General features: G+C 32.5%; 26 protein-coding genes and 1 pseudogene. All 27 read right to left on the bottom strand.

Translation table 11 applies throughout. The features are described 5' to 3' along the window. Positions 1-10: 10 nt before the first annotated feature. The gene (gene rseP / locus M663_RS0111910; protein ID WP_029689064.1) at positions 11-1,009 is read right to left on the bottom strand and encodes an RIP metalloprotease RseP; all 999 of its coding nucleotides are present in this window, start codon (positions 1,007-1,009) and stop codon (positions 11-13) included. A gap of 6 nt (positions 1,010-1,015) precedes the next feature. Continuing rightward, positions 1,016-2,164, bottom strand: coding sequence for a 1-deoxy-D-xylulose-5-phosphate reductoisomerase (locus tag M663_RS0111905; RefSeq protein ID WP_004396209.1), 1,149 nt, complete (start codon positions 2,162-2,164; stop codon positions 1,016-1,018). 15 nt (positions 2,165-2,179) lie between these two features. Next, complete coding sequence (locus M663_RS0111900; protein ID WP_029689063.1) at positions 2,180-2,959, bottom strand: phosphatidate cytidylyltransferase; 780 nt, start codon at positions 2,957-2,959, stop codon at positions 2,180-2,182. A gap of 19 nt (positions 2,960-2,978) precedes the next feature. Continuing rightward, positions 2,979-3,728, bottom strand: coding sequence for an isoprenyl transferase (locus M663_RS0111895; RefSeq protein ID WP_003866738.1), 750 nt, complete (start codon positions 3,726-3,728; stop codon positions 2,979-2,981). A gap of 47 nt (positions 3,729-3,775) precedes the next feature. After that, positions 3,776-3,961 (bottom strand): hypothetical protein, encoded by a 186-nt coding sequence (locus tag M663_RS0111890; protein WP_003866737.1) that lies wholly within the window; start codon positions 3,959-3,961, stop codon positions 3,776-3,778. Further along, positions 3,958-4,512 (bottom strand): ribosome recycling factor, encoded by a 555-nt coding sequence (frr, locus tag M663_RS0111885; RefSeq protein ID WP_003866736.1) that lies wholly within the window; start codon positions 4,510-4,512, stop codon positions 3,958-3,960. Before frr ends, M663_RS0111890 begins: the two co-directional genes overlap by 4 nt. A 2-nt stretch (positions 4,513-4,514) precedes the next feature. After that, the gene (gene pyrH, locus M663_RS0111880) at positions 4,515-5,228 is read right to left on the bottom strand and encodes a UMP kinase (RefSeq protein WP_004396202.1); all 714 of its coding nucleotides are present in this window, start codon (positions 5,226-5,228) and stop codon (positions 4,515-4,517) included. 117 nt (positions 5,229-5,345) lie between these two features. Further along, positions 5,346-5,960, bottom strand: coding sequence for a translation elongation factor Ts (gene tsf / locus M663_RS0111875; RefSeq protein WP_003866734.1), 615 nt, complete (start codon positions 5,958-5,960; stop codon positions 5,346-5,348). Between the two features lie 85 nt (positions 5,961-6,045). Then, a complete protein-coding gene (rpsB, locus tag M663_RS0111870) occupies positions 6,046-6,753 on the bottom strand; it encodes a 30S ribosomal protein S2 (RefSeq protein WP_003869145.1) in 708 nt (235 codons plus the stop codon). Positions 6,754-6,896: 143 nt separating this feature from the next. After that, positions 6,897-7,181, bottom strand: coding sequence for a hypothetical protein (locus M663_RS0111865; RefSeq protein ID WP_004396200.1), 285 nt, complete (start codon positions 7,179-7,181; stop codon positions 6,897-6,899). A 13-nt stretch (positions 7,182-7,194) separates the two neighbouring features. Beyond that, on the bottom strand, positions 7,195-8,559 hold the full coding sequence (locus tag M663_RS0111860; RefSeq protein ID WP_029689061.1) for a FapA family protein: 1,365 nt from the start codon (positions 8,557-8,559) through the stop codon (positions 7,195-7,197). A 15-nt stretch (positions 8,560-8,574) separates the two neighbouring features. Then, on the bottom strand, positions 8,575-9,315 hold the full coding sequence (locus tag M663_RS0111855) for a FliA/WhiG family RNA polymerase sigma factor (RefSeq protein ID WP_029689060.1): 741 nt from the start codon (positions 9,313-9,315) through the stop codon (positions 8,575-8,577). 18 nt (positions 9,316-9,333) lie between these two features. Continuing rightward, the gene (locus tag M663_RS0111850) at positions 9,334-9,822 is read right to left on the bottom strand and encodes a chemotaxis protein CheD (protein ID WP_029689059.1); all 489 of its coding nucleotides are present in this window, start codon (positions 9,820-9,822) and stop codon (positions 9,334-9,336) included. After that, on the bottom strand, positions 9,812-10,429 hold the full coding sequence (locus tag M663_RS0111845) for a chemotaxis protein CheC (RefSeq protein ID WP_042805366.1): 618 nt from the start codon (positions 10,427-10,429) through the stop codon (positions 9,812-9,814). The genes M663_RS0111850 and M663_RS0111845 overlap by 11 nt, the downstream gene beginning before the upstream one ends. Before the next feature lie 5 nt (positions 10,430-10,434). Beyond that, complete coding sequence (locus M663_RS0111840) at positions 10,435-10,860, bottom strand: chemotaxis protein CheW (RefSeq protein WP_029689057.1); 426 nt, start codon at positions 10,858-10,860, stop codon at positions 10,435-10,437. 15 nt (positions 10,861-10,875) lie between these two features. Beyond that, a complete protein-coding gene (locus M663_RS0111835; protein WP_029689056.1) occupies positions 10,876-12,858 on the bottom strand; it encodes a chemotaxis protein CheA in 1,983 nt (660 codons plus the stop codon). Beyond that, complete coding sequence (locus tag M663_RS0111830) at positions 12,848-13,432, bottom strand: CheB methylesterase domain-containing protein (protein WP_029689055.1); 585 nt, start codon at positions 13,430-13,432, stop codon at positions 12,848-12,850. The genes M663_RS0111835 and M663_RS0111830 overlap by 11 nt, the downstream gene beginning before the upstream one ends. Before the next feature lie 3 nt (positions 13,433-13,435). Then, a complete protein-coding gene (locus M663_RS0111825) occupies positions 13,436-14,062 on the bottom strand; it encodes a PilZ domain-containing protein (RefSeq protein ID WP_029689054.1) in 627 nt (208 codons plus the stop codon). Then, positions 14,059-14,913 carry an AAA family ATPase gene (locus tag M663_RS0111820; RefSeq protein WP_029689053.1) on the bottom strand — a complete coding sequence of 285 codons (855 nt, stop codon included), beginning with the start codon at positions 14,911-14,913 and terminating at the stop codon, positions 14,059-14,061. Before M663_RS0111820 ends, M663_RS0111825 begins: the two co-directional genes overlap by 4 nt. Positions 14,914-14,916: 3 nt before the next feature. After that, the gene (locus M663_RS0111815) at positions 14,917-15,942 is read right to left on the bottom strand and encodes an AAA family ATPase (RefSeq protein ID WP_029689052.1); all 1,026 of its coding nucleotides are present in this window, start codon (positions 15,940-15,942) and stop codon (positions 14,917-14,919) included. Continuing rightward, positions 15,932-17,954, bottom strand: a pseudogene (gene flhA / locus M663_RS14860) (flagellar biosynthesis protein FlhA). The gene M663_RS0111815 and the pseudogene flhA overlap by 11 nt, the downstream one beginning before the upstream one ends. 10 nt (positions 17,955-17,964) lie before the next feature. Beyond that, positions 17,965-19,056, bottom strand: a complete 1,092-nt coding sequence (gene flhB, locus M663_RS0111805) for a flagellar biosynthesis protein FlhB (RefSeq protein WP_029689051.1) — start codon at positions 19,054-19,056, stop codon at positions 17,965-17,967. Further along, positions 19,053-19,835, bottom strand: coding sequence for a flagellar biosynthetic protein FliR (gene fliR, locus M663_RS0111800; protein WP_029689049.1), 783 nt, complete (start codon positions 19,833-19,835; stop codon positions 19,053-19,055). Before fliR ends, flhB begins: the two co-directional genes overlap by 4 nt. Positions 19,836-19,841: 6 nt before the next feature. Further along, positions 19,842-20,111, bottom strand: a complete 270-nt coding sequence (gene fliQ, locus M663_RS0111795) for a flagellar biosynthesis protein FliQ (protein WP_029689048.1) — start codon at positions 20,109-20,111, stop codon at positions 19,842-19,844. 13 nt (positions 20,112-20,124) lie between these two features. Then, entirely contained in the window at positions 20,125-20,790 is a 666-nt protein-coding gene (gene fliP, locus M663_RS0111790) for a flagellar type III secretion system pore protein FliP (protein WP_029689047.1), read from the bottom strand. After that, a complete protein-coding gene (gene fliO, locus M663_RS0111785) occupies positions 20,787-21,164 on the bottom strand; it encodes a flagellar biosynthetic protein FliO (protein WP_029689046.1) in 378 nt (125 codons plus the stop codon). Before fliO ends, fliP begins: the two co-directional genes overlap by 4 nt. A gap of 10 nt (positions 21,165-21,174) precedes the next feature. Next, on the bottom strand, positions 21,175-21,534 hold the full coding sequence (locus M663_RS0111780) for a response regulator (protein WP_029689045.1): 360 nt from the start codon (positions 21,532-21,534) through the stop codon (positions 21,175-21,177). Positions 21,535-21,548 lie beyond the last annotated feature (14 nt).

Below are 21,548 nucleotides of genomic sequence, written 5' to 3'. Positions count from 1 at the left end.
TTATCACCTTTTAAAAAATGCGTAGAATATCCCTATAGGTTGCAAAAATCAACAAAGCAATCAACAGTAAAAAACCTAAATAATGAATATAGCCTTCTTTTTCAGGTGGCAATGGTTTACCTCTTACTGCCTCTGCTAACACAAACAAAATCCTTCCACCGTCTAAAGCCGGTAGTGGCAATAGATTAAAAAGGCCTAAATTTACGCTTATAAGAGCGGAAAAAGCTAGTAAATTTATAACACCTGTTTTAGCGACTGTTCCAACAGCTTGAACAATTCCCACAGGTCCCATAATATCATTGACAGAGACTTTTCCGGTTACTAACATTACAAGAGACAAAATAATAAGTTTCGAAAAATATATTGTCTGATTGATGGCAGTTTTAAAGGCAAGAGAGATAGAACGCTCATAGTCTGGAACAATTCCTATCATTACCTTTGAAGCGTTTTTATCAAAAATTGGTTTTACTTGTTTTTGTAAAATTTGATTTCCCCTTTGAATTTCAATTGTCAATACTCGCTCTCCATTAGAACTTATGGCTTTCTCTAACTCCTCCCATGTATTTATTTTTGTATTATTTACCATTACAATTTTGTCCCCCGGCACAATTCCTGCTTTTTCAGCGGGATAGCCTTCCATTACGGATTTTACCTGTGGTATCGGACTTCCTATATTAAAAAATACAATAAAAAGCAATAAAAAAGCTAATAATATATTCATTAAAGGACCTGCAGCAAAGACAGCTAACCTTACAGGCCAAGGCTTATTTACTATAGCCCGCGGGTCATTAGATTTTTCATCTTCACCTTCTAAAGCAACATAACCACCGAATAGCAATGCTCTAAAAGAATACTCTGTTTCTCCGTATTTCTTCTTAAAAAGTCGTGGACCAAAGCCAATAGAAAATTCATTTACTCTAGCTCCAGAAAGTTTTGCAACGATAAAATGTCCAAATTCGTGAAACATTACTAAAACGCTTAAAACAATTATACTTATCAATATTGTCAAAATGTATCACCTCATATATTTTTTTGCTATTTTTTCCTTAACCTCTTTATCCACATTTATTATATCATCTAAAGTGGGATTTTGTATATTATTATGTTCTTTCATACTCTCCTCTATGATTTCAGCTATTTGTAAAAATTCTATTTTTTTATTTAAAAACAGTGACACAGCTATTTCATCAGCCGCATTTAACACTGTAGTCATCGTGCCGCCAATTTTTAAAGCCTCATATGCCAACGACAAACATCTAAAAGTTTCTAAATCGGGTTTTTCAAAAGTTAGTTGAGTTGTAAGAGAAAAATCTAAAAAATTTATTCCATTTATGTAATTGCGAGTAGGATAATTTAATGCATACTGAATAGGTATCCTCATATCGGCAGCAGCCAATTGTGCAATTACACTACCATCTATATATTCTACCATTGAGTGAATTATACTCTGGGGATGCACAATCACATCAATTTTATCTTCAGAAATGTCAAAAAGCCATTTTGCTTCTATTACTTCAAACCCTTTATTCATTAAAGTGGCAGAATCTATCGTGATTTTTTTCCCCATTTTCCAATTAGGATGATTTAGAGCCTCATTTACAGTTACTTTTCTCAAATCTTCTTTTTTCTTCCCCCTAAAAGGACCTCCAGAGGCTGTTAAAATCAATCGAGATACTTCTTTTTTGTCATTTCCTCTTAAACATTGGAGTATAGCAGAGTGTTCACTATCTACAGGTAAAAGAGTTATATCCTTCTTTTTTACCAAATCCATCACAATTTGTCCAGCTGTTACAAGTACTTCTTTATTCGCTAAAGCGATATCTTTTCCCCTCTGGATAGCTGTAACTGTTGGAATAAGGCCAGCAATCCCTTCTACAGCTACCACCACTAAATCGGCATCGTACTTCACAATTTCTTGAAGCCCTTTGCTGCCAGTTAGAATTTCGACATTTTTTTTTAGATTCTCCCTTAATTGGTTAGCTTTATCTTCATCTTTTACTGCTACAACTTTAGGATTAAATTCTCTAATTTGTTTCGATAAAAGTTCTACATTGTTATAAGCTGTAAGTCCTACTATTTCAAAATTTTCTCTAAAATTTTTTATTACGTCTAATGTTTGTGTACCTATAGAACCAGTTGAGCCGAGAATTATTACCTTTTTCATGAAGTACATCCCTTTCTAAATTAAGTACTGAAAAATAAAGTATATGAAAGGAGAAACAAATAAAATACTATCAAATCTATCTAAAATTCCTCCATGGCCAGGAATTGTATTCCCAAAATCTTTAATGTAACAATTTCTTTTTATAAAGGAAGCAATTAAATCTCCACATTGAGCGATTATACTTCCCAATAAGCCTATAATTACAGAAAGATATATACTGACATTCGATTGAGGAAATAGCCAAGCAAATACAGCACAGCTGATGGTAGAGCCTATGATTCCTCCAATCCCTCCTTCTATCGTCTTTTTGGGACTGATTGTAGGAGCAAGTTTGTGCTTTCCAAAAAATCTACCGGTAAAATAGGCAAAAGTATCCGTCATCCAAGAGACTATAAAAACAAACCATACTATGTACATTCCTTCAGGCATTTCTCTAAGTTTTTGTATGTACAAAAAGAAAAGAGGTATATAAATGATTCCCATCAAAGTCAAAGCGTAATCTTTGAGATTATATTTTTTATTAGTTAAAAACAGCAAAAAAAGCATCATTGTGATTATAACTAATACATCTACTTTTGCGATTTTACTTTCTAAAAAATATAAAAGGATTGCTGACAAATATCCAAAAATTTTTACAGGCCGTACCCCAATATTTTTTATAGCATTATAAAATTCATTAAGTCCTAATATGCTTACTAAAACTAATGCAATTTTAAGCATATTCCCCCCTTTTATTAAAATGAAAAATAAAATTGGCAAGCCTACTATCGCACTTATAACTCTTGTTTTTAGCATATTTATTTACCACTCCTTACTATACTCCCCCAAATCTTCTTTGGCGAGTTTGGTAATACAATATTGCTTCAATAAGATGTTCTTTGCCAAAATCCGGCCACAGTACCTCTGTAAACCAAAGCTCAGAATAAGCAGATTGCCATAATAAGAAATTGCTCAATCTTTTTTCTCCACTTGTTCTTATTATAAGATCTGGATCTGGCTGGTTTTTAGTATACAAATTTTCACTTATAGTTTGTTCTGTAATTTCCTCAATGGACAATTCTTTATTTAAAATCTTTGTGCAAATTTTTTTCACAGCCTTTACTATTTCATCTCTTCCGCCATAATTTAACGCTATATTAAGTACAAGTCCAGAGTTGTTTTTTGTTACATTTTGCGCCCTCTCTATTTCAATTTTACACTTCTGTGGTAAAACGGAAATATCCCCTATAAAGTTAATCAATACATTATTTTTGTTCAATTCGTCTATTTCTTTAGAAAGAAATTCAACGAGTAAATCCATTAAAAAATTTACTTCTTCTTTAGGTCTTTTCCAGTTTTCGGTTGAAAAAGCGTACAAAGTTAAATATTTTATCCCTAATTCTCTAGAGGCTTTTACAACCTCTCTTACAGCATTAACACCAGCTTTATGGCCATAAAATCTCATCATCCCTCTTTTTTGAGCCCATCTTCCATTTCCGTCCATGATAATCCCTATGTGAATAGGCAATTTATTTTTATCAATCTTGTCACTCAAATCTCTATTTTTTTGTCTAAAAAACACCATTTATTTTCCTCCTCATTTTATAAGGGCGCCCCCTCGTCAGAGGGGGATTAAATTCTAATAACAGTAATTTCAAGAATGTTATTTTGTTCTTTTATCCTGGCAACTTTTAAACGAGAACCCTCATATTTAAAAATAGATTTTGTCTCTACAACGTTAAATTTTAAGTCCTTAGGTAATTTTTCTATTATTTTATGTAAATCCATCCCTATAAAATTATTATAATAATCTGTCAAATTTCCATTATCTCCTTTTCTTTAGCTTCCACCACTTTGTCTATCTCTTTAATATATTTGTCGGTTAATTTTTGAATTTCTTCTTCTCTCTTTTTTCTTTCATCTTCCGAAATTTCGCCGTTTTTTTCCATCTTTTTTACAGCATCATTAGCATCTCTTCTTATTTGCCTTACTGCTACTTTTGCCTCTTCTGCTTTTTTATGAACTAACTTTACCAATTCTTTTCTTCTTTCTTCAGTCAATTCAGGAAAAACTAATCTTAACACTTTACCGTCAGAAACTGGATTAATTCCTAAATCTGATTTCTGTATTGCTTTTTCAATATCGCTTATTTTTGAAACATCCCACGGTTGTACAACTAGTACTCTTGGCTCCGGAGCTGTAATGGTGGCTAATCTGTTAAGAGGAGTTGGAGTACCATAATAATCTACCATAATTCGGTCAAGTAGTGCAGGATTTGCTCTACCTGCTCTTATAGCAGCTAATTCGTTTTTTAAAACGCTCAAAGATTTTTGCATTTTTTCTTCGCTAGCTTTTAAATAATCACTCATACTTAAACCTCCTTCACTATTGTACCAATATCTTTTCCTGTTACTACTTTCTTTATATTTCCGTAGGTAGTAAGGTCAAAAACTATGATTGGTATTTTATTGTCCATGCATAAAGAAGTTGCTGTTGAATCCATTACTCCTAAACCTTTGTTTAAAACATCTAAATAAGATAATTCTTTAAATTTTACAGCGTCTTTGTATTTATTTGGGTCTTTGTCATAGACTCCATCTACTTTTTTAGCTAATAGTATGACCTCCGCATCTATTTCTGCTGCTCTTAATGAAGCAGCAGTATCAGTTGAAAAGAAGGGATTCCCTGTCCCAGCAGCAAATATAACAACTCGTCCTTTTTCTAAGTGTCTTATTGCTCTTCTGCGTATATAGGGTTCTGCAATTGCTCTCATCTCAATAGCAGTCTGAACTCTTGTAGGAACTCCCCGTTGCTCTAAAGCATCTTGCAGTGCAAGAGCATTAATTACAGTCGCAAGCATTCCCATGTGGTCTGCAGTAGTTCTGTCCATCCCAATACCTTCTCTTCCACGCCATATATTTCCTCCGCCAACTACAAGACCAATTTGAACTCCCATTTCTTTCACTTCTTTTATCTCGTCTGCTATTCGATTAACTGTGTCAAAATCGATTCCAAATCCTTTATTTCCTGCCAAAGCTTCTCCTGAGATTTTCAGAACTACTCGCTTGTAAACAACTGACGACACAATAACACCCCATTCTTATAAGTTCTATAAAAATTTTGAAAATCCTTCTTAATCTTTTAAGTAATTTATAAAAATGGGACACAACCGTGTCCCTATGTGGTTGCCTATTTAATTTTATTACTCATTTGAGGAAGTTTCAATACCTTCTCCTCTTTCAAATCTGACAAATCTTCTTATTACAATGTTTTCTCCTAATTTTGCAATCGTCTCATTTAACAAATCTTTCACTGTTTTTTCTGGGTCTCTAATGTATTCTTGTTCTAACAAGCAATTCTCTTTATAAAATTTTTCAATACGTCCTTCAACTATTCTATCTACGACATTTTGTGGTTTCCCTTCATTTAACGCCTGTGCTTTTAAAATTTCTCTTTCTTTTTCCAAAACAGCTTGTGGCACATCTTCACGAGAAATATACTTTGGATTTGCGGCAGCAATTTGCATGCATATTTCTTTAACAAAATTTTTAAATTCATCAGTATTTGCAACAAAATCTGTCTCACAATTTACTTCTACTAAAACCCCTATTCTTCCACCACTGTGTATGTAGGCATCAACTAAGCCTTCATTAGCAACTCTACCTGCTTTTTTAGCAGCAGCAGCCAATCCTTTCTCTCTTAAAATATCTATGGCCTTTTCCATATCTCCATTTGCTTCCATTAAAGCTTTTTTACAATCCATCATTCCAGCGCCAGTTCGTTCTCTTAATTCTTTAACAGCTTGTGCTGATATCATTAGAAAAACCTCCTTAGATAATGATAAATGATATACAATAGTGGTAAGGAGCTTTGCCTTTTTCCTTACCACTAGACCAAAATTTTCACTCTTCTGAAGCAGCAAATTGTTCGCCTTGATTGCCTTCAATCACTGCATCTGCAATCTTTGAAGTAATAAGCTTGACAGCTCTTATAGCATCATCATTTCCTGGAATAGGATAATCGATTAGCTCAGGATCGCAATTGGTATCTACAATAGCTACAATTGGTATTTCCAAGCTTCGAGCTTCTGCCACAGCGATAGCTTCTTTTTTGGGGTCAACTATGAATAAAGCAGAAGGCAGAGACTGCATATTCTCTATTCCACCCAAAAATTTCTGCAATCTTTCCTTTTCTTTCCTAAGTTTTATTACCTCTTTTTTAGGAAGAACATCAAAAGTTCCATCTTCCTCCATTTTTTTGAGTTCTTTTAATCGTTGAATTCTTCCTCTAATTGTTTTAAAATTAGTTAGGGTTCCACCTAACCATCTTTGATTTACATAAAACATACCACATCTTTCTGCTTCTTCCTTAATAGAATCCTGAGCCTGTTTCTTGGTCCCAACAAAAAGAATAGTGCCTCCTTCCATGGCCAACTTTTTGACAAATTCATAAGCTTGTTCCAGTTTTTCTACCGTTTGTTGTAAATCAATGATGTAAATTCCATTTCTTTCTGTAAAAATATAAGGAGCCATTTTAGGGTTCCATCTTCTTGTTTGATGACCAAAATGTACCCCTGCCTCTAATAACTGCTTCATTGAAATTACCGACATACATCCACCTCCTATGGTTATTCCTCCGCCTAAATCCTCTTGCAAAAAGACCTTTTCAGGCACCCTTTTTGCAATCATTAGGCGTGTGTTATTGACTGACAATGAATACTATATTATATATTTTGCTAAATGTCAATATATTATCACACTTTTATGTCTAGATGGCCTATGTTTTTTTTACGTTTTTTATCCTTATCTTTTTCCTGCTTATTTTTTTGTTCAGAGTTTCGACGATCTTTTATAAGAGTTTTTTCTGTTTTCTCGAGTTCATTAGGCTTTGTCTTCTTTATTTCATTTTCTCTATTAGAAAGGGTTGTTATTTGCTGAGAATAAATGACAGGCTTTTGAAGGTCAATTTGTTTCAAATTTCCTACCTCTACAGTACGGGGTAGAATAGATTTTAAATCAATAGGGGCATTGGAGGACATAAAATTCATCTCCTTATTTTAGAGGAAAAAATTTTATTTCTTCCTCATTTTTTATAAACATAGCATATTTAATAGGTTCTTGTATTTTTAAAGTCACGTCATCAATGACGAGTTTAGTTCCTGGAAATATTGTATCAAAAACTTTTATAATTCCAATACTAGAACTTTTTATTTCCTCCTTTAAAGAATTTAATTCCTCACTTAGACGATGATTTAGAGAAATTAAATCTTGGAAAGATTTTTTAGCTTTATGATAAATCTCTTCTTTATCAGGAGGTAAGTTTTCGATTTTTTCTATGTACTTAAGAATTTTTCCTATTTTTTCTAATTGGGCATTGTTTTGTTCTATTTGACAAGTTAATTCCGCTATTTTCAGTCTCTTTTGAGGCAGTATACCTACTTGTAATTCTGTATACGTTCCCATTTTTGAACCAATATTTGCCGCTGAAATTTCTCTTGCAGCTACAATTTTACTGCCAATAATTTGGCTTTTATTTCCTAAAAGTTTTACACTTCCTCCTGCTTTTACATCGCAATAAATTATCGCTTCACTGTATATATCTTCTCCGGCTTCTACACTGCAGTTTTGTAAATACTTTGCTGTAATATTTCCTTCTGCAATAATTTTTGCCCTTCCAGCGCCCTGTACTCCTTTATGAATACTGATATTCCCTTTTGCTATTATAGTCGCTGCTTCCACTACTCCAAAAATTTCTATATTACCTTCACTTTCAACAGTAAAACCTGATTTAACATTTCCGGTAATTTTTACACTTGCTACCGTTTTTATGTTTCCTACAGAAGTGTCGACTTCTTTTACTTCCAAAAGAGTATGTACTTCTATTTTGTTGTTTAAAACCACGATATGACCATCTACAGAAGCTACAAGCTTATCATCATCAATATAAGTATTTTTCCCAAGAGGAAGTCTTACATCTTTCCCGCCTAGAGCATCAACTTTTTGTCCAAAAACATTAATTCCTGGTTGTCCTGCGGTAGGATTTATTTTTCGAGCTATTATTTGGCCTTTTTTAACGTTTTTAAACAAGTCTAAATTTTTATAATCTACACTTCCATCCTCCAAAATTTTTGGGGTTGCAGCCTTTTCTACGTCTATCTCAAAAATTATCTTTCCATCTTCTCCATTTATAGGCTTTTTACCTTCTGCAATTAATACACCTTTTGCATTTTTCAAATCTTTACAAATATTATCTATAACATCAAATTTTACTCCATATACTATATTATGTTTCGAGATTTCTTGTAATAAAACCTCTTTATTAATACTAATACCATTGGGGTCTTCAATTAAAGTCAAATAGGCTTGTTGTTTATCTCTCGATACGTCAATAAGTACTTTGTACTTTTTTTCATCCATTTTAAAGCCCCCATTTTAAAAGTATCCACTTAATATCTCCCTTATCCTTTTGATAGCTTTTGTATGAATTTGTGATATTCTAGATTCTGTTAAATTTAAAATTTTGCTTATGTCTTTGTAGTTTAAATCTTCATAATAATACAATGTTATTACTAATCTTTCTTTATCTGGTAAATTTTTAATAGCATTTGCTAGTTTTCTTTTCAGTTCTTTGTATAATACTTCCTCTTCTGGGTTTTTTAATTCGACGTCTGAAATAGCATGTAACTTAAAATTATTTTCAATAGCTTCCTCTAAAGAATTAACATTAGAAACATTGATATAGCTTAAAGTCTTTAAAACATCTGTTTCATTTAAGCCGCAAGCTTCTGTTATTTCTTCAACTGTAGGTTCTCTATTATATTTTTGTTGAAGTGTTTCTACGGTTTCTTCTATTTTTTTGTACTTCTTTTTGAGGCTTCGAGGCATCCAATCTTTTCTTCGCAAATAGTCTATTATTTCTCCTCTTATTCTTAAAGTAGCGTAAGTTTCAAATTTTACACCTTTACTAGGCTGATATTTTTCAATTGCATCGATAAGGCCAATTACTCCTTGATTTATTAAGTCTTCATACTCAGATTGAGTAATATCAGAAATGATGAGTTTTTTGACAATATGTTTGACAAGCGGCATATACTTGATTATTATTTCATTTCGTAGATTTGGGTCTTTACTAGAATTATAAGTTTTCCATATATCCTCCTCCACTAATGCCATACAAAATTCCCCCAATTTTTAAATATATTTTATTCCATAACCAATAGTTTTAACTAATAGTCTTCCATCCTCAGAATAAAACTCAATAGTTCTTCCATAATTTCCACCTATATCTTCCGCAACGACCGGTATACCAAGTTTTCCTAGTACTTCTTTAGTAGCAACTGCATTTCTTTCTCCTATGTTCATAATGTCAGAATTTATCTTCGAAGAAAACATTTGCGCTCCTCCAGCAATTTTACTAATTAACCTTTTAGGATTAGCGCCCAATTTTACCATCTCTTCAATCAAAACTTGGATACCGGTATCGGCAAACTTAAGTTTATTAGAATTATCAGATATTTTGTTACTATAAGGTAACATAATATGTACCAGACCTGATATTTTTGTAATTGGGTCATAAAGAACAATTCCGACACAAGACCCCAGCCCAATAGTTGTAAGAATTCCTGGGCTTTGTGTGACCTTTGCATCTGCCATTCCAACCCTATAAATCTTATTTTCCATTCACTTCAACTCCAAGCGCTTTTAGTATTAAATCAAAAGAGTTAATATCTGGTATTAAGAAGAAATCACCTTTTATAAGTTTTTCTCCCTCTATAAATTGGGTCTCAATAAACAAAATCTTATCAGAAATTTCTCCGTATTTAATAGCCGGAACACTCAAAATTGCTCCTGCCATGTCTATACTTATTGCGGGAGGTGAAATTTTCATATTTAAAGAAGTAAGAGTAGATAATGAGGCTACATAGCTACCTGCCATAATATTTCCTATTTCCTCTAAAGCGGATTTTTCTAACTCATCAAATTCTTCTTTTACTTCCAATCCCATGAGGCTCCAAATAAGAGAAGCAGCGCTTTTTATATCAAGTGCAAAAAGAATATTACCATTTACATCTCCATCTAGATCGAAATAAATACCAACAATGATCGTATCAGCAGAGCCAAAGATATCTGATACTTCTTGAAAATCTAGAATTTTTACCTTTGGCACTTGCATGTCCACTTTTTTGCCAATCATTGTTGAAAGAGCAGTTATAGCATTTCCTGCTCCAATATTTCCTAATTCTTTTAAAATGTCTAAGTACATTTCATTTAATCGGCTAATATCCACATTTCTCACACCCTGACATCTAATAATTTTTTTAAATCTAAAATGAGAAATACCTTATCTTTAATTTTTCCTACTTTGCTGACGAATTTTCCAAATTCATCAGAAGCCTCATTAAAAACCAGGTTATCAATATTTTCTTCCGCAATATCAACCACTTCATTAGCATTATCTACAATCATGCCTACTAACATATCGTAAGCCTTTAAAACCACAATTCTTGTATCTTCATCATACTCTTTTTCAACTAAACCCAATTTTACTCTTAAAGAAATCACAGGAATTATTTCGCCTCTTAAATTTATAACGCCTTTTACATGACTTTCAGTCTGAGGAACTCTTGTTATAGGCATTACTTTTTCTATAGTCTGCACTTTTTCTATGTTTATTGCATATTCTTCCTCATCAATTTTGGCGATAACATATAGGCTCAAAGTTCTCCCTCCCTGTTAAAACAAATTGTTGGCATCGACAATTAAGGCCACTTGGCCATCTCCCAATATTGTAGCTCCTGCAATAACTTTGACATTAGAAAGATACTTCCCTAATGGTTTTATGACTATCTCTTGCTGACCAATTAATTCATCTACAGTACAACATGCTAAATTTTCGCCTTTTTTGATAATTACACACACCAAATTTCCATTGTCAGAAGTCTTTTTGGTTTCTAATACTTCATTTAATCTTATTATTGGAATTACCTTTCCTCTAAAAAGAACTACTTCCTTCCCTTGAACATTGTGTATTTCATCCTCTTTTTTATGAACTATTTCTGAAATTGAATTAAGGGGAATTGCAAATTTTTCATCTCCCACTTTTACTAATAAAGCTTGTATAATTGCTAAAGTAAGAGGAAGTTTAATTATAAATTTTGTTCCCTTATCTATTTCTGATAATATTTCAATTGAGCCGTTTAAAGATTCGATTTTATTTTTTACTACATCTAATCCTACGCCTCTGCCAGAAATATCTGTAACTTTGTCAGCAGTGCTAAAACCTGGCCTAAATAAAAGGTCTAAAATTTTATCTTTAGAAAGCTCATTTACTTGCTCAGCGGTGTAAATGCCTTTCTCTACTGCTTTTGCTTTGACTTTTTCTATATCAATTCCTCTTCCATCATCACTAACTTCTATTATGACATTATTACCTTCATGATAAGCTCTCAAATTAATAGTACCTTGTTCTGGTTTCCCCTTTTGCAACCTTTCTTGTGGCATTTCGATACCATGATCGATAGAATTTCTTATGAGGTGAATTAAAGGGTCACCGATTTCATCTATAACAGTTCTATCTACTTCTGTATCTTGTCCATACATATTGAGAATAATTTTTTTGCCTAACTCGTAAGATAAATCCCTTACCATCCTTGGAAACCTATTGAATACTCTTTCAACCGGTACCATTCTTACCTTCATAACAGCATCATGTAAATTAGTAGTTATTCTTTCGAGATATTCAATAGCACTTGCAGTTTCAGAGTTTCTGTTATCTGCCTCTAATCCCTCAAGGCGGGTTTTTATGATTATAAGTTCACTTACTAAATTCATTAAATTATCCAATCTGTCTATATCTACTCTTACACTTTTTGAAGTTTTATTATTGCTTTGAGATTTTTTTATGTTCTCAAAACTTTGAGATTGTGAAGAAGATACCTCTTTGACAAATCTTTCCCCTTCTTTATTTAAATCAATGTTTATTAGTTCCACTTCCACGTTGTTGACCTCAGCAATATACAATAATCTTTTTTCAATACTTTCTTTATCCTCTTTTGTAATGATGTGAACAGTGAAACTATCCTCAAATTTTTCATCTTCAATGTCTTCTACAGAGGGAGAAGAATTTATTATGTCTCCTATTTCATCTAAACTATTAAATATTATAAAAGCACGAGCGGATTTCATAACACACCCTTTGTCAATATGTACTGTTATTTTATAGGCTTTGTAATTATCTTTTGCTGCCTCTCTTATTATATCTTCTTCGTATACATTTAGTAGAGTATCGCTCCCAGAAGCATTATTTTCCTTTTGTACAATATTTTCTTTGTTTCCAGATTTAGAACTCACACCCGAAAGTAAAAATATCAACTCATCAACAGATACATTATCTTCTCCTGTTTGTGATATTGAATCCAGCATCTCACTTAAGGTATCTACACACTTAAAGAGAATATCCATGATGGGATGAGAAATGTTTAATTCGCCATTTTTTACCTCTTGTAATACATCCTCCATTTTATGAGCTAATTTATTCATGTTTTCAAAGCCCATAGTAGCAGCCATGCCTTTTAAAGTATGGGCAGACCTAAAAATCTCATCGATTACTTGCCTATTTTCAGGGTCATTTTCCAAAAGCAATAAATTGCTATTTAAATTTTCTATATGCTCTTGTGATTCTTCAATAAATATATCGATGTATTGATTATTTTCCATAAAATTCCCTCACCTTCTCAATTATTTCTACTGGAATTTTATCCAAAGGAAGAACTTTATCAACAAATCCTGTTTTTATAGCATTGTAAGGCATTCCTTTTGCCAAAGAAGAATCAATATCCTGACATATAATAAAGCTTCCTTTCTCTTTTAAATATTTGAGTCCTTTTGAACCATCACTTCCCATACCTGTCAAAATAACAGCTATTATGCAAGCATTTATTTGGGAAGCACTTATGAAAGTAGCATCAATGGAAGGTTTATAAACAGATTCAAAATCAGTAGAAAGTTTAATTTTTACTTTATCATTCTCTTCAATTAATAATAAATTTTTATCGCCAGGTGCGATATAAGCTACATTTTTCAAAATTTCCTCTCCATCTACTGCTTCTTTTACTTTGAGATTACAACTTTGGTCTAATCTTTCTGCCATCATTTTAGTAAACTTTTCTGGCATATGTTGTACTACAATTACTGAAGCAAAAAGGTCCTTTGGTAAATTTGTCAATATATATTGCAGTGCTTTAGGCCCCCCAGTAGAAGCCCCAATTATAACAAGACAATCATTTCTCATAAATCATTCAATCCCTTTTTGTCTACTTTTTCTCTGTTCTTCAAAGATATAGCTTATAATCTTTTCTCTTACTTTTTCATCAATGTCCACATAACAAATACCAACTTCATATCCTTTTTCTAATGATTCATCATATCTCACTACTTTTCCGCTTACTGTTATCTCCTGATCTAATGTAAAAACACAATTTATGATAGTCCCTACCTCTAATTTTTTATCTACCTTACATTTTAATCCTCCACCACTTATATCTTGAATAAGGCCTTTATAAACTTTATCTTCTTCTTCACTAATGGTATAAGTAAATGGAATCACCTTCTCTAGTCTAAAATACTGTCTCCTTTGTAATCTTTCCACATTGCTTATAGGCATTATCTCTAAAAGAGCAAGTTTTCCAGAAAATCTATTTAGAACCTTAGCATAAAAGGTAAATAAACCTTGTTTTGTAAAATAAATTACTTGAACTATTGAACCTATTCTCACAGGAACTAAATGACCACTGTATACTGGAGTATCAATTAATATAGTCCCATTTTTAGAAATATCTTGTACTTGAGATGAGTACATGGTTTTACCATTGTTCAAACCTATCCTCAATTTTTGCCCCGGTAGTAAATTTATTTCATTCATTTAAATCCTCCTCTATTGATAAGTCTAGAAAAAATACCCCACAACCCCTTATTTTCTACAGGAGGAGGTTGATTAGCAATTTGAGCTGCAATTTGTAATATCTTTTTTGAGGTTTTACTATTTTCATATTTAAGGACAATGGGATTTTGCTCAATTATACACTCCATCATCTTTTCGTCATTTTCTAAATACCCTAAATCAATCAAAGATACACCTAAATAGTTTTTAACTACTGTTTCAAACCTATCGTAAATTTTTCTGTATTCACCAAAATTTTTTACTCTATTTATCACTACATTAATTTTTTTGCTTTCACCTACCAGCGAATACTTAGTGAGAGTATAAGCATCCATAATAGACGTTGGTTCAGGAGTTACTATCAGTAAAACTTCATCGGCTGCTTTTAAAAAATTGCTAACTACGTTATTGAGGCCTGCACCCGTATCTATAATAATAAAATCGGAATAATAGTCTAAAATTTTAATGTTGTTTAGAAAAAGACTTAAATCTACTCCTTCTTTAATAAGGTTGAAGTCTCCACCAGAAGATATGTATTTTACACCTAAAGGCCCTTCATTTATAACTTCTGTTATCATTTTGTTGTTGTACAAAACATCTAATAAAGTATACTTAGAAGTAACTCCTAATTCAATTTCAACATTTGAAAATCCCAAATCTGCATCAATAATCGTAACATTATAGCCCAATTTTTTAAGTCCCAAAGAAAGATTTACTGAGATACATGTTTTACCAATTCCGCCTTTTCCACCTGTAATTGTAATAACCCTGCTTTTTTTTATCTTCTTCTTTTGGGAAACCAATTTTCTTAAACTTTCAGCCTGGTCCATCATACACTAATTCCCCTTTACTATGCTTAAGACGATAATTTCGCTTTCTGCTAAAGTTATATCATCAGGAACAATTTGTCCATTTGTAAAATAAGAAATTGGTCGCCCTGAATAGTAAACAGCGTTTAAAATAGAACTATAATTATCAGTTTCATCTAATTTAGTAAAAATTAACTTATAATTTCCTGCAAATTCATATCTTTCTATTACTTCTTTTAAATCTTCCGATTTAGTTGTAGCACTCAAGCATAAAAAAGTTTCATCACAGTTTGCATATTTGATAAAAGTTTTTAATTCACTTATTCGCTTTTCATCTTTATGGCTTCTTCCAGCTGTATCTATTAAAACTACATCGTACTTTTCAAACTCTGGCTGAAGTTTATGAAGTTCAAAAATATTATTTACTACTCTTACTGGCACTCCTAAAATTTCTCCATAGGTTTTCAACTGGTCTACCGCCGCTATTCTGAAAATGTCTGCTGTAACGAGCATTATTTTTTTACCTTCATTCAATATCAAATTAGAAGCAATTTTTGCAATGGTTGTAGTTTTCCCCACTCCAGTAGGTCCAATGAACAAAATTTTTTTGCTTTTTTCAGAATTCAATTTTTGAGGAGGTCCCATAAAAGCATCTATTCGTTCCTTTAAAATTTTTATTCCTTTATTATCAAGTTCATCAATTCCTTCCCCCAATAACTGAGACACTTCCTTTTCTATTCCATAATCTATTAATTTAGAAATTAAATTTTTATCCCTAGCTTCTGTAACCGTTCCATTTTTATTGATAGTTATAGTTTTAATTAGATTTTTAAGTTCGTTTATATCATTTTTTGTAATATTTTCCTTAGGGATTACCGGTGGGTAATCTTCTACTGCTGCTATTACTTCCACTTTACTCTTCTTAAAAAGTCCTATGATCCCTCTTTCTTTAATTCTGTTCTGATGAAGTATTACAGCGTTACTTCCCATTTCCGCTTTTATCATTCGTAAAGCTTCTTGATAGTCATTAGCGATATATTTTTTAACTTTCATTTAATCTCACCGTCCCCACCGATGTAACTTCAATATTTGGTAAAAGCTCATTATATGACAAAACAACAATATCGGGAGAAATTTGTTCTACTAACTTCCTGAGATAAAATCGAGTTACAGGCGCTGTCAGAATTACAGGTTGTCCACCTTTTAAAGTTACCTTTTTTACTAATTCATGGATACTTTTTAAAACCCTTTGCGCCAAAGAAGGCTCCAATGCTAAATAAGAACCATGTTCTGTCTGAGTTATACTGGAGGATATTAACTGTTCAACACTTGGATCTAACGTTATAACTTCAATCTTACCACCTGCAGCATATTTACTGGAAATAGCACGAGCTAAAGCCTGTCTTACATACTCTGTTAAAACATCTGTATCTCGGATAATAGGAGCATAATCTGCTAAAGTCTCCAATATTGTAACTAAATCTCTGATAGATAACCCCTCTCTTAAAAGGTTAGAAAGTACTTTCTCTATTTCACCTATTGTTAAAATCTTAGGTACTAATTCTTCTATTAATGCAGGATTCGTCGCTTTTATATTGTCAATTAAACTCTGTACTTCTTGCCTTCCTAAAAGTTCATGGGCATGCTGTTTTATAATATGAGTGAGGTGTGTAGCAATAACAGAAGGAACATCTACTACTGTATATCCCCTTGCTTCTGCTTTTGACTTTTCGTTTTCATCTATCCAAATTGCAGGTAATCCAAAAGCTGGTTCTCTTTCTCGAATTCCAGAAATATCTTCATCTATTTCTCCTGCTGTCATAGCCATATACCTATCAATATATACCTTGCCTCTGGCAATTTCATTCCCTCTAATTTTTATAACATATTCATTAGGCTTTAATTGAATATTATCTCTTAAACGAATCATTGGGACCACAATACCCAAATCAAGAGCAATTTGTCTTCTTATCATGACAATCCTATCTAATAATTCTCCACTTGCAAGAGGAATCAATTCATAGCCAAATTCCAGTTCAATAGGGTCAATTTGCAATAATTCATATACTTTCTTAGGATCTCTTATATTCTCTAACTCTTTTATGTTTTCTTCTTGTTCTTCTTCTTTTACTGTTACTTTTTGAGTCCCTGCAAATCCAAGATATGCAAACAATGAACCCATTAAGATAAGTGGAAGTTTAGGTAAAAGAGGTACTAATACCAGTGCAAAGAGCAATCCAGCTGCTATTTTTAAAATTCTAGGCTGATTGAAGAGCTGCTTTATTACATCCCCTCCTAAATTTGACTCAGAAGCTGAACGAGTAACAATCATTCCAGTAGCCAGTTGATATCAAAAGTGCTGGTATTTGATTTACTAAACCCTCGCCTACTGTTAAAACAGTATAAGTATTTAAAGCCCTATTTATATCCATCCCCTTCATTACCATTCCAATAATGAGACCTGCAACAATATTTATAATTATAACAATTATAGAAACAATTGCATCGCCTTTGACAAATTTACTAGCACCATCCATTGCTCCATAAAATTTTGCCTCTTGCTGTATTTCCATTCTTCTCTCTCTAGCTTCTTTTTCTGTTATAAGGCCTGCGTTTAAATCAGCATCTATTGCCATTTGCTTTCCTGGCATTGCATCCAAAGTAAATCTTGCTGACACTTCAGATACTCTCTCTGCTCCTCTGGTTATGACGATAAATTGTACAATTGCAATTATCAAGAAAATAATGAATCCGACAACTGGATTTCCACCTATTACAAAACTTCCAAAAGCCTGTATTACGCCACCTGCATAGGCATTGCTTAAAATAAGCCTCGTACTCGAAATGTTAAGAGCCAGTCTCAAAAGAGTAGTTATTAATAATATAGAAGGAAATATAGAAAAATCTAAAGCATCTTTTACATACATAGTAGTCAAAAGTATTATTATAGACAAAGTTATGTTAAATATTAATAAAAAGTCCATGATAACGGGTGATACAGGAATTATTATGAGCAAGACTATTCCTACTACAAAAAGAGCTACAGTAAGCTCAGAGGATTTCAAATTATCCCTCCTATTCTCCCTTCAAGCTGTACACATAAGCCAAAACTTCAGCTACAGCTTGATAAAGCTCTGGTGGAATCATATCTCCTATTTCAGTAGACCTATACAGTGCCTGAGCTAATGGCTTATTCTCAACTATAGGAATATTTAACTTCTTAGCTTCTTCTTTTATTCTGAGGGCAATAATGTCTTGCCCTTTAGCTATCACTACAGGTGCGTCATTTACATTACTATCGTACATAAGAGCAACAGCAAGATGAGTTGGGTTTGTTATTACGACATCCGCTTTTTTTAAGTCTTGCATCATTCTTCTCATAGAAACTTGTCGCTGTTTTCTTCTTATCTCTGCTTTTATCTGAGGGTTTCCTTCCGTCTCTTTAAACTCTTCCTTTATATCCTCTTTACTCATTTTAAGGCTTGTTTCATACTCTCTCCACTGGAAGAAGTAATCTAATACTCCAAGAAAAATAAGTACAATTCCTATTCTGGTAGTAATTCCCAAAAGTATGTTTAAAGCGTATTTTAATATATCTTGAACTGACATATCAAGAAGCATTGGTATACCTTTATATTGAGAAGCTAAAAAAGAGTACATTATATAGAAAATAACTACCACTTTAGCAATAGATTTAGCTAATTCTACCAATGCTCTTTTTGAAAAAATTCTCTTGAAGCCCTCCACAGGATTTAATCTTTCCAACTTAAAGGCAAGGGGCTCAATTGTAAATACAAAGCCTACTTGGAGATAAGTTGATGCAAGAGAAACAATAAAAATCAATAAAATTATAGGCATAGTTATTGATATTGCTTGTTGCAAGAGGTATATAAACAGATTTTGTATACCTACTATATTAAAAACATCGTCATTAACTCCAGAATAGGTATAAAGCAAATACTTTGTTAAAGCCATCATTTTTCCTAAAAAAGGTATTGCGAGTATATTTACTGCCAAAAAACCTGCTACAATTACTAAAGCAGAAGTTATTTCTCTGCTTTGGAAGACCTGCCCTTTTTTTCTTGCATCTTGTCGCCTTTTAGGAGTAGCTGGTTCAGTTTTTTCTTCAGCAAACAATTGTAAATTTATTTTACTCAAAACTATCACCTTGTCATAAATTTCATTAATCTAAAAATGTCAGCATTCATTCCATTAAACATAAAATCTATAATTGCCAAATACATTGGCAACATAATAAGCAAAGTAAAGATTCCAACAAAAATCTTAGCTGGCATTCCTATCATAAAGACGTTAAGCTGAGGTATAGTACGGGAGATTATTCCCAAAACTAAATCTGTCAAAAGAGTTGTTAAAATTATAGGAGCACTTATTTTAAAACCTAATATAAACATATCAGAAACCATTTTTGTTAAGACTTGAGACATACCAGGTAAATTAAAGACAACTTTCCCAACAGGAATTATATCAACACTTTTAGCCAACATTGTAAATAATATATAATGACCATTCAAAAGCATGAAGATAAGGATTGTCAAAATATATATGAAATTTCCCATCAAAGGAACCTGGGTTTCGCTGTGAATATCTAAAATGTTTACCAGTCCAAACCCCAACTGATAATCAATCAGCTGACCGGCTAAATGTATAGCGCTAAAGGATATCATAGATGCCAGCCCTATCACAAGTCCTACAATGAACTCAGAGATGACAACGATAAAGTAATCAAAAACATTATTTGTTTGCAAATCTACCGGTTCCATGGTATCAAAAACAATTACTGCCGCAAAAAAACCTAAACCTATTTTAAAAATAGTAGGAACATTTTTTGTACCAAAAAAAGGCGTAAGTATAAAAATACCCAGCATTCTGACGAAAAGTAATATAAAAATTTGAACATTTTGAAGTAAATACTGAATTATATCCATTTTACATCACTTTATAAAATTATTAATATTTAAAAACAATCTTTGAGTGTAGTTGACCAACGTAGTAAGCATCCATGGCCCAAATAGAATTAGACTTATAAGTATAGCGACAATTTTAGGAACAAAAGATAAGGTTTGTTCCTGAATTTGTGTAGTGGCTTGAAAAATGCTAATTAAAAGTCCTACCCCTAATGCTATTGCTAATAATGGAGTAGCGATTGTTAAGGCAACAGTTAAAGCTTCTCTTCCTATATCTATAACCACTCCCGTATTCAACTTGTTTTGCCTCCTATCTAAAACCTAAAATCAAAGATTTGACAACCAAGTTCCATCCATCTACCAAAATAAAAAGTAAAATTTTAAAAGGAAGAGATATCAAAACAGGTGGCAACATAAACATACCCATTGACATTAAAACACTGGCAACTACTATATCAATTATCAAAAAGGGAATATATATTATAAAGCCAATTTCAAAAGCAGTCTTTAATTCACTGATGATAAAAGAAGGAATGACCACTTTCATAGGAAGGTCTTCTGGATTATTTACTTTAATTTTAGCTAAACTTACAAAAAGATTTAAATCATTTTGCCTTGTTTGCTTCAGCATAAAATTTTTCAATGGTTTGATAGCATTTTGATACGCTTCCTGTTGAGTTATTTTTCCTTCTGCATAAGGTTTAATAGCATTATTGTTGATATCTTGCCCCACAGGTGCCATTATGAATAAAGTGAGAAACAATGCCAAACCAATTAGTACTTGATTAGGAGGCATTTGCTGTAGTCCTAGTGCATTTCTTAAAAAAGATAATACAATCACTATCCGAGTAAAAGAAGTCATCATTATTAAAATAGATGGAGCTAATGTCAAAACTGTTAGCAGAAGAACTATTTGCAGGCTTGTAGCCATATTTGAAGGAGCTGTCACTGATGAAACCAAATCTCCTAAATTCATTTTTGCTCACCATCTTTTTTAGACAAATATCTGTTTTTTAGCTGTTTTAATCGTTCTATTGAAGTATTCAAATTTGTCACAAAATTTTTATCATTGGTTACAAATTTTAAGTCTTCTTTGTTTATCTCTGTAAGATAAGTTATATTGGTGTTGCTCACGCCTATAAGGAAAAATTTATTTCCTACCTTCAGTATGTATAAGCCTTTATCTCTACCCAACATTACGTAATCTATAACCTGTAAATTAGTAGAACGAGTATATCTTAAAGTACTTTGTCCTATAAATCGAGTTATGTAAAAAGCCACTCCAATTACTAAAAGAAAGACAATTAAATACCATATCAATTGAAAAACATATTCTGTGCCATTAGACACTTTAAGCGCCTCACTTCAACAATTTTTTAATCGCTTCTACCACCCTATCAGGTTGGAAAGGCTTTACGATGAAGTCTTTTGCTCCTGCTTGAATCGCCTCGATAACCATAGCCTGCTGTCCCATAGCAGAGCACATTATTATTTTTGCATTGGGATCCTTTGCACGGATTGCTTTCACTGCTTGTATTCCATCCATTTCAGGCATAGTAATATCCATAATGACCAAATCTGGATTTTCTTGGAAATATTTTTCTACTGCTACAGCACCATTCTCAGCTTCTATCACACTCCCCAAATTATTTTTTGAAATAATATCTTTAATCATCATCCTCATAAAAGCAGCGTCATCAACTATCATTATTTTGCTCACAAATGATTCCTCCT

Origin of the sequence: Thermoanaerobacter sp. A7A (assembly GCF_000445185.1) — a bacterium.
In the GTDB taxonomy this organism is placed as follows: domain Bacteria; phylum Bacillota; class Thermoanaerobacteria; order Thermoanaerobacterales; family Thermoanaerobacteraceae; genus Thermoanaerobacter.
This window is presented reverse-complemented; position numbering and strand designations above follow the sequence as displayed.

Bases quoted from the DNA above. Each gene is read 5' to 3' on its own strand.
- M663_RS0111905 (WP_004396209.1), bottom strand. From the start codon at position 2,164: ATGAAAAAGGTAATAATTCTCGGCTCAACTGGTTCTATAGGTACACAA.
- M663_RS0111900 (WP_029689063.1), bottom strand. From the start codon at position 2,959: ATGCTAAAAACAAGAGTTATAAGTGCGATAGTAGGCTTGCCAATTTTA.
- M663_RS0111895 (WP_003866738.1), bottom strand. From the start codon at position 3,728: ATGGTGTTTTTTAGACAAAAAAATAGAGATTTGAGTGACAAGATTGAT.
- frr (WP_003866736.1), bottom strand. From the start codon at position 4,512: ATGAGTGATTATTTAAAAGCTAGCGAAGAAAAAATGCAAAAATCTTTG.
- tsf (WP_003866734.1), bottom strand. From the start codon at position 5,960: ATGATATCAGCACAAGCTGTTAAAGAATTAAGAGAACGAACTGGCGCT.
- rpsB (WP_003869145.1), bottom strand. From the start codon at position 6,753: ATGTCGGTAATTTCAATGAAGCAGTTATTAGAGGCAGGGGTACATTTT.
- M663_RS0111865 (WP_004396200.1), bottom strand. From the start codon at position 7,181: ATGTCCTCCAATGCCCCTATTGATTTAAAATCTATTCTACCCCGTACT.
- M663_RS0111860 (WP_029689061.1), bottom strand. From the start codon at position 8,559: ATGGATGAAAAAAAGTACAAAGTACTTATTGACGTATCGAGAGATAAA.
- M663_RS0111855 (WP_029689060.1), bottom strand. From the start codon at position 9,315: ATGGCATTAGTGGAGGAGGATATATGGAAAACTTATAATTCTAGTAAA.
- M663_RS0111850 (WP_029689059.1), bottom strand. From the start codon at position 9,822: ATGGAAAATAAGATTTATAGGGTTGGAATGGCAGATGCAAAGGTCACA.
- M663_RS0111835 (WP_029689056.1), bottom strand. From the start codon at position 12,858: ATGGAAAATAATCAATACATCGATATATTTATTGAAGAATCACAAGAG.
- M663_RS0111830 (WP_029689055.1), bottom strand. From the start codon at position 13,432: ATGAGAAATGATTGTCTTGTTATAATTGGGGCTTCTACTGGGGGGCCT.
- M663_RS0111825 (WP_029689054.1), bottom strand. From the start codon at position 14,062: ATGAATGAAATAAATTTACTACCGGGGCAAAAATTGAGGATAGGTTTG.
- M663_RS0111820 (WP_029689053.1), bottom strand. From the start codon at position 14,913: ATGATGGACCAGGCTGAAAGTTTAAGAAAATTGGTTTCCCAAAAGAAG.
- M663_RS0111815 (WP_029689052.1), bottom strand. From the start codon at position 15,942: ATGAAAGTTAAAAAATATATCGCTAATGACTATCAAGAAGCTTTACGA.
- fliR (WP_029689049.1), bottom strand. From the start codon at position 19,835: ATGGATATAATTCAGTATTTACTTCAAAATGTTCAAATTTTTATATTA.
- fliP (WP_029689047.1), bottom strand. From the start codon at position 20,790: ATGAATTTAGGAGATTTGGTTTCATCAGTGACAGCTCCTTCAAATATG.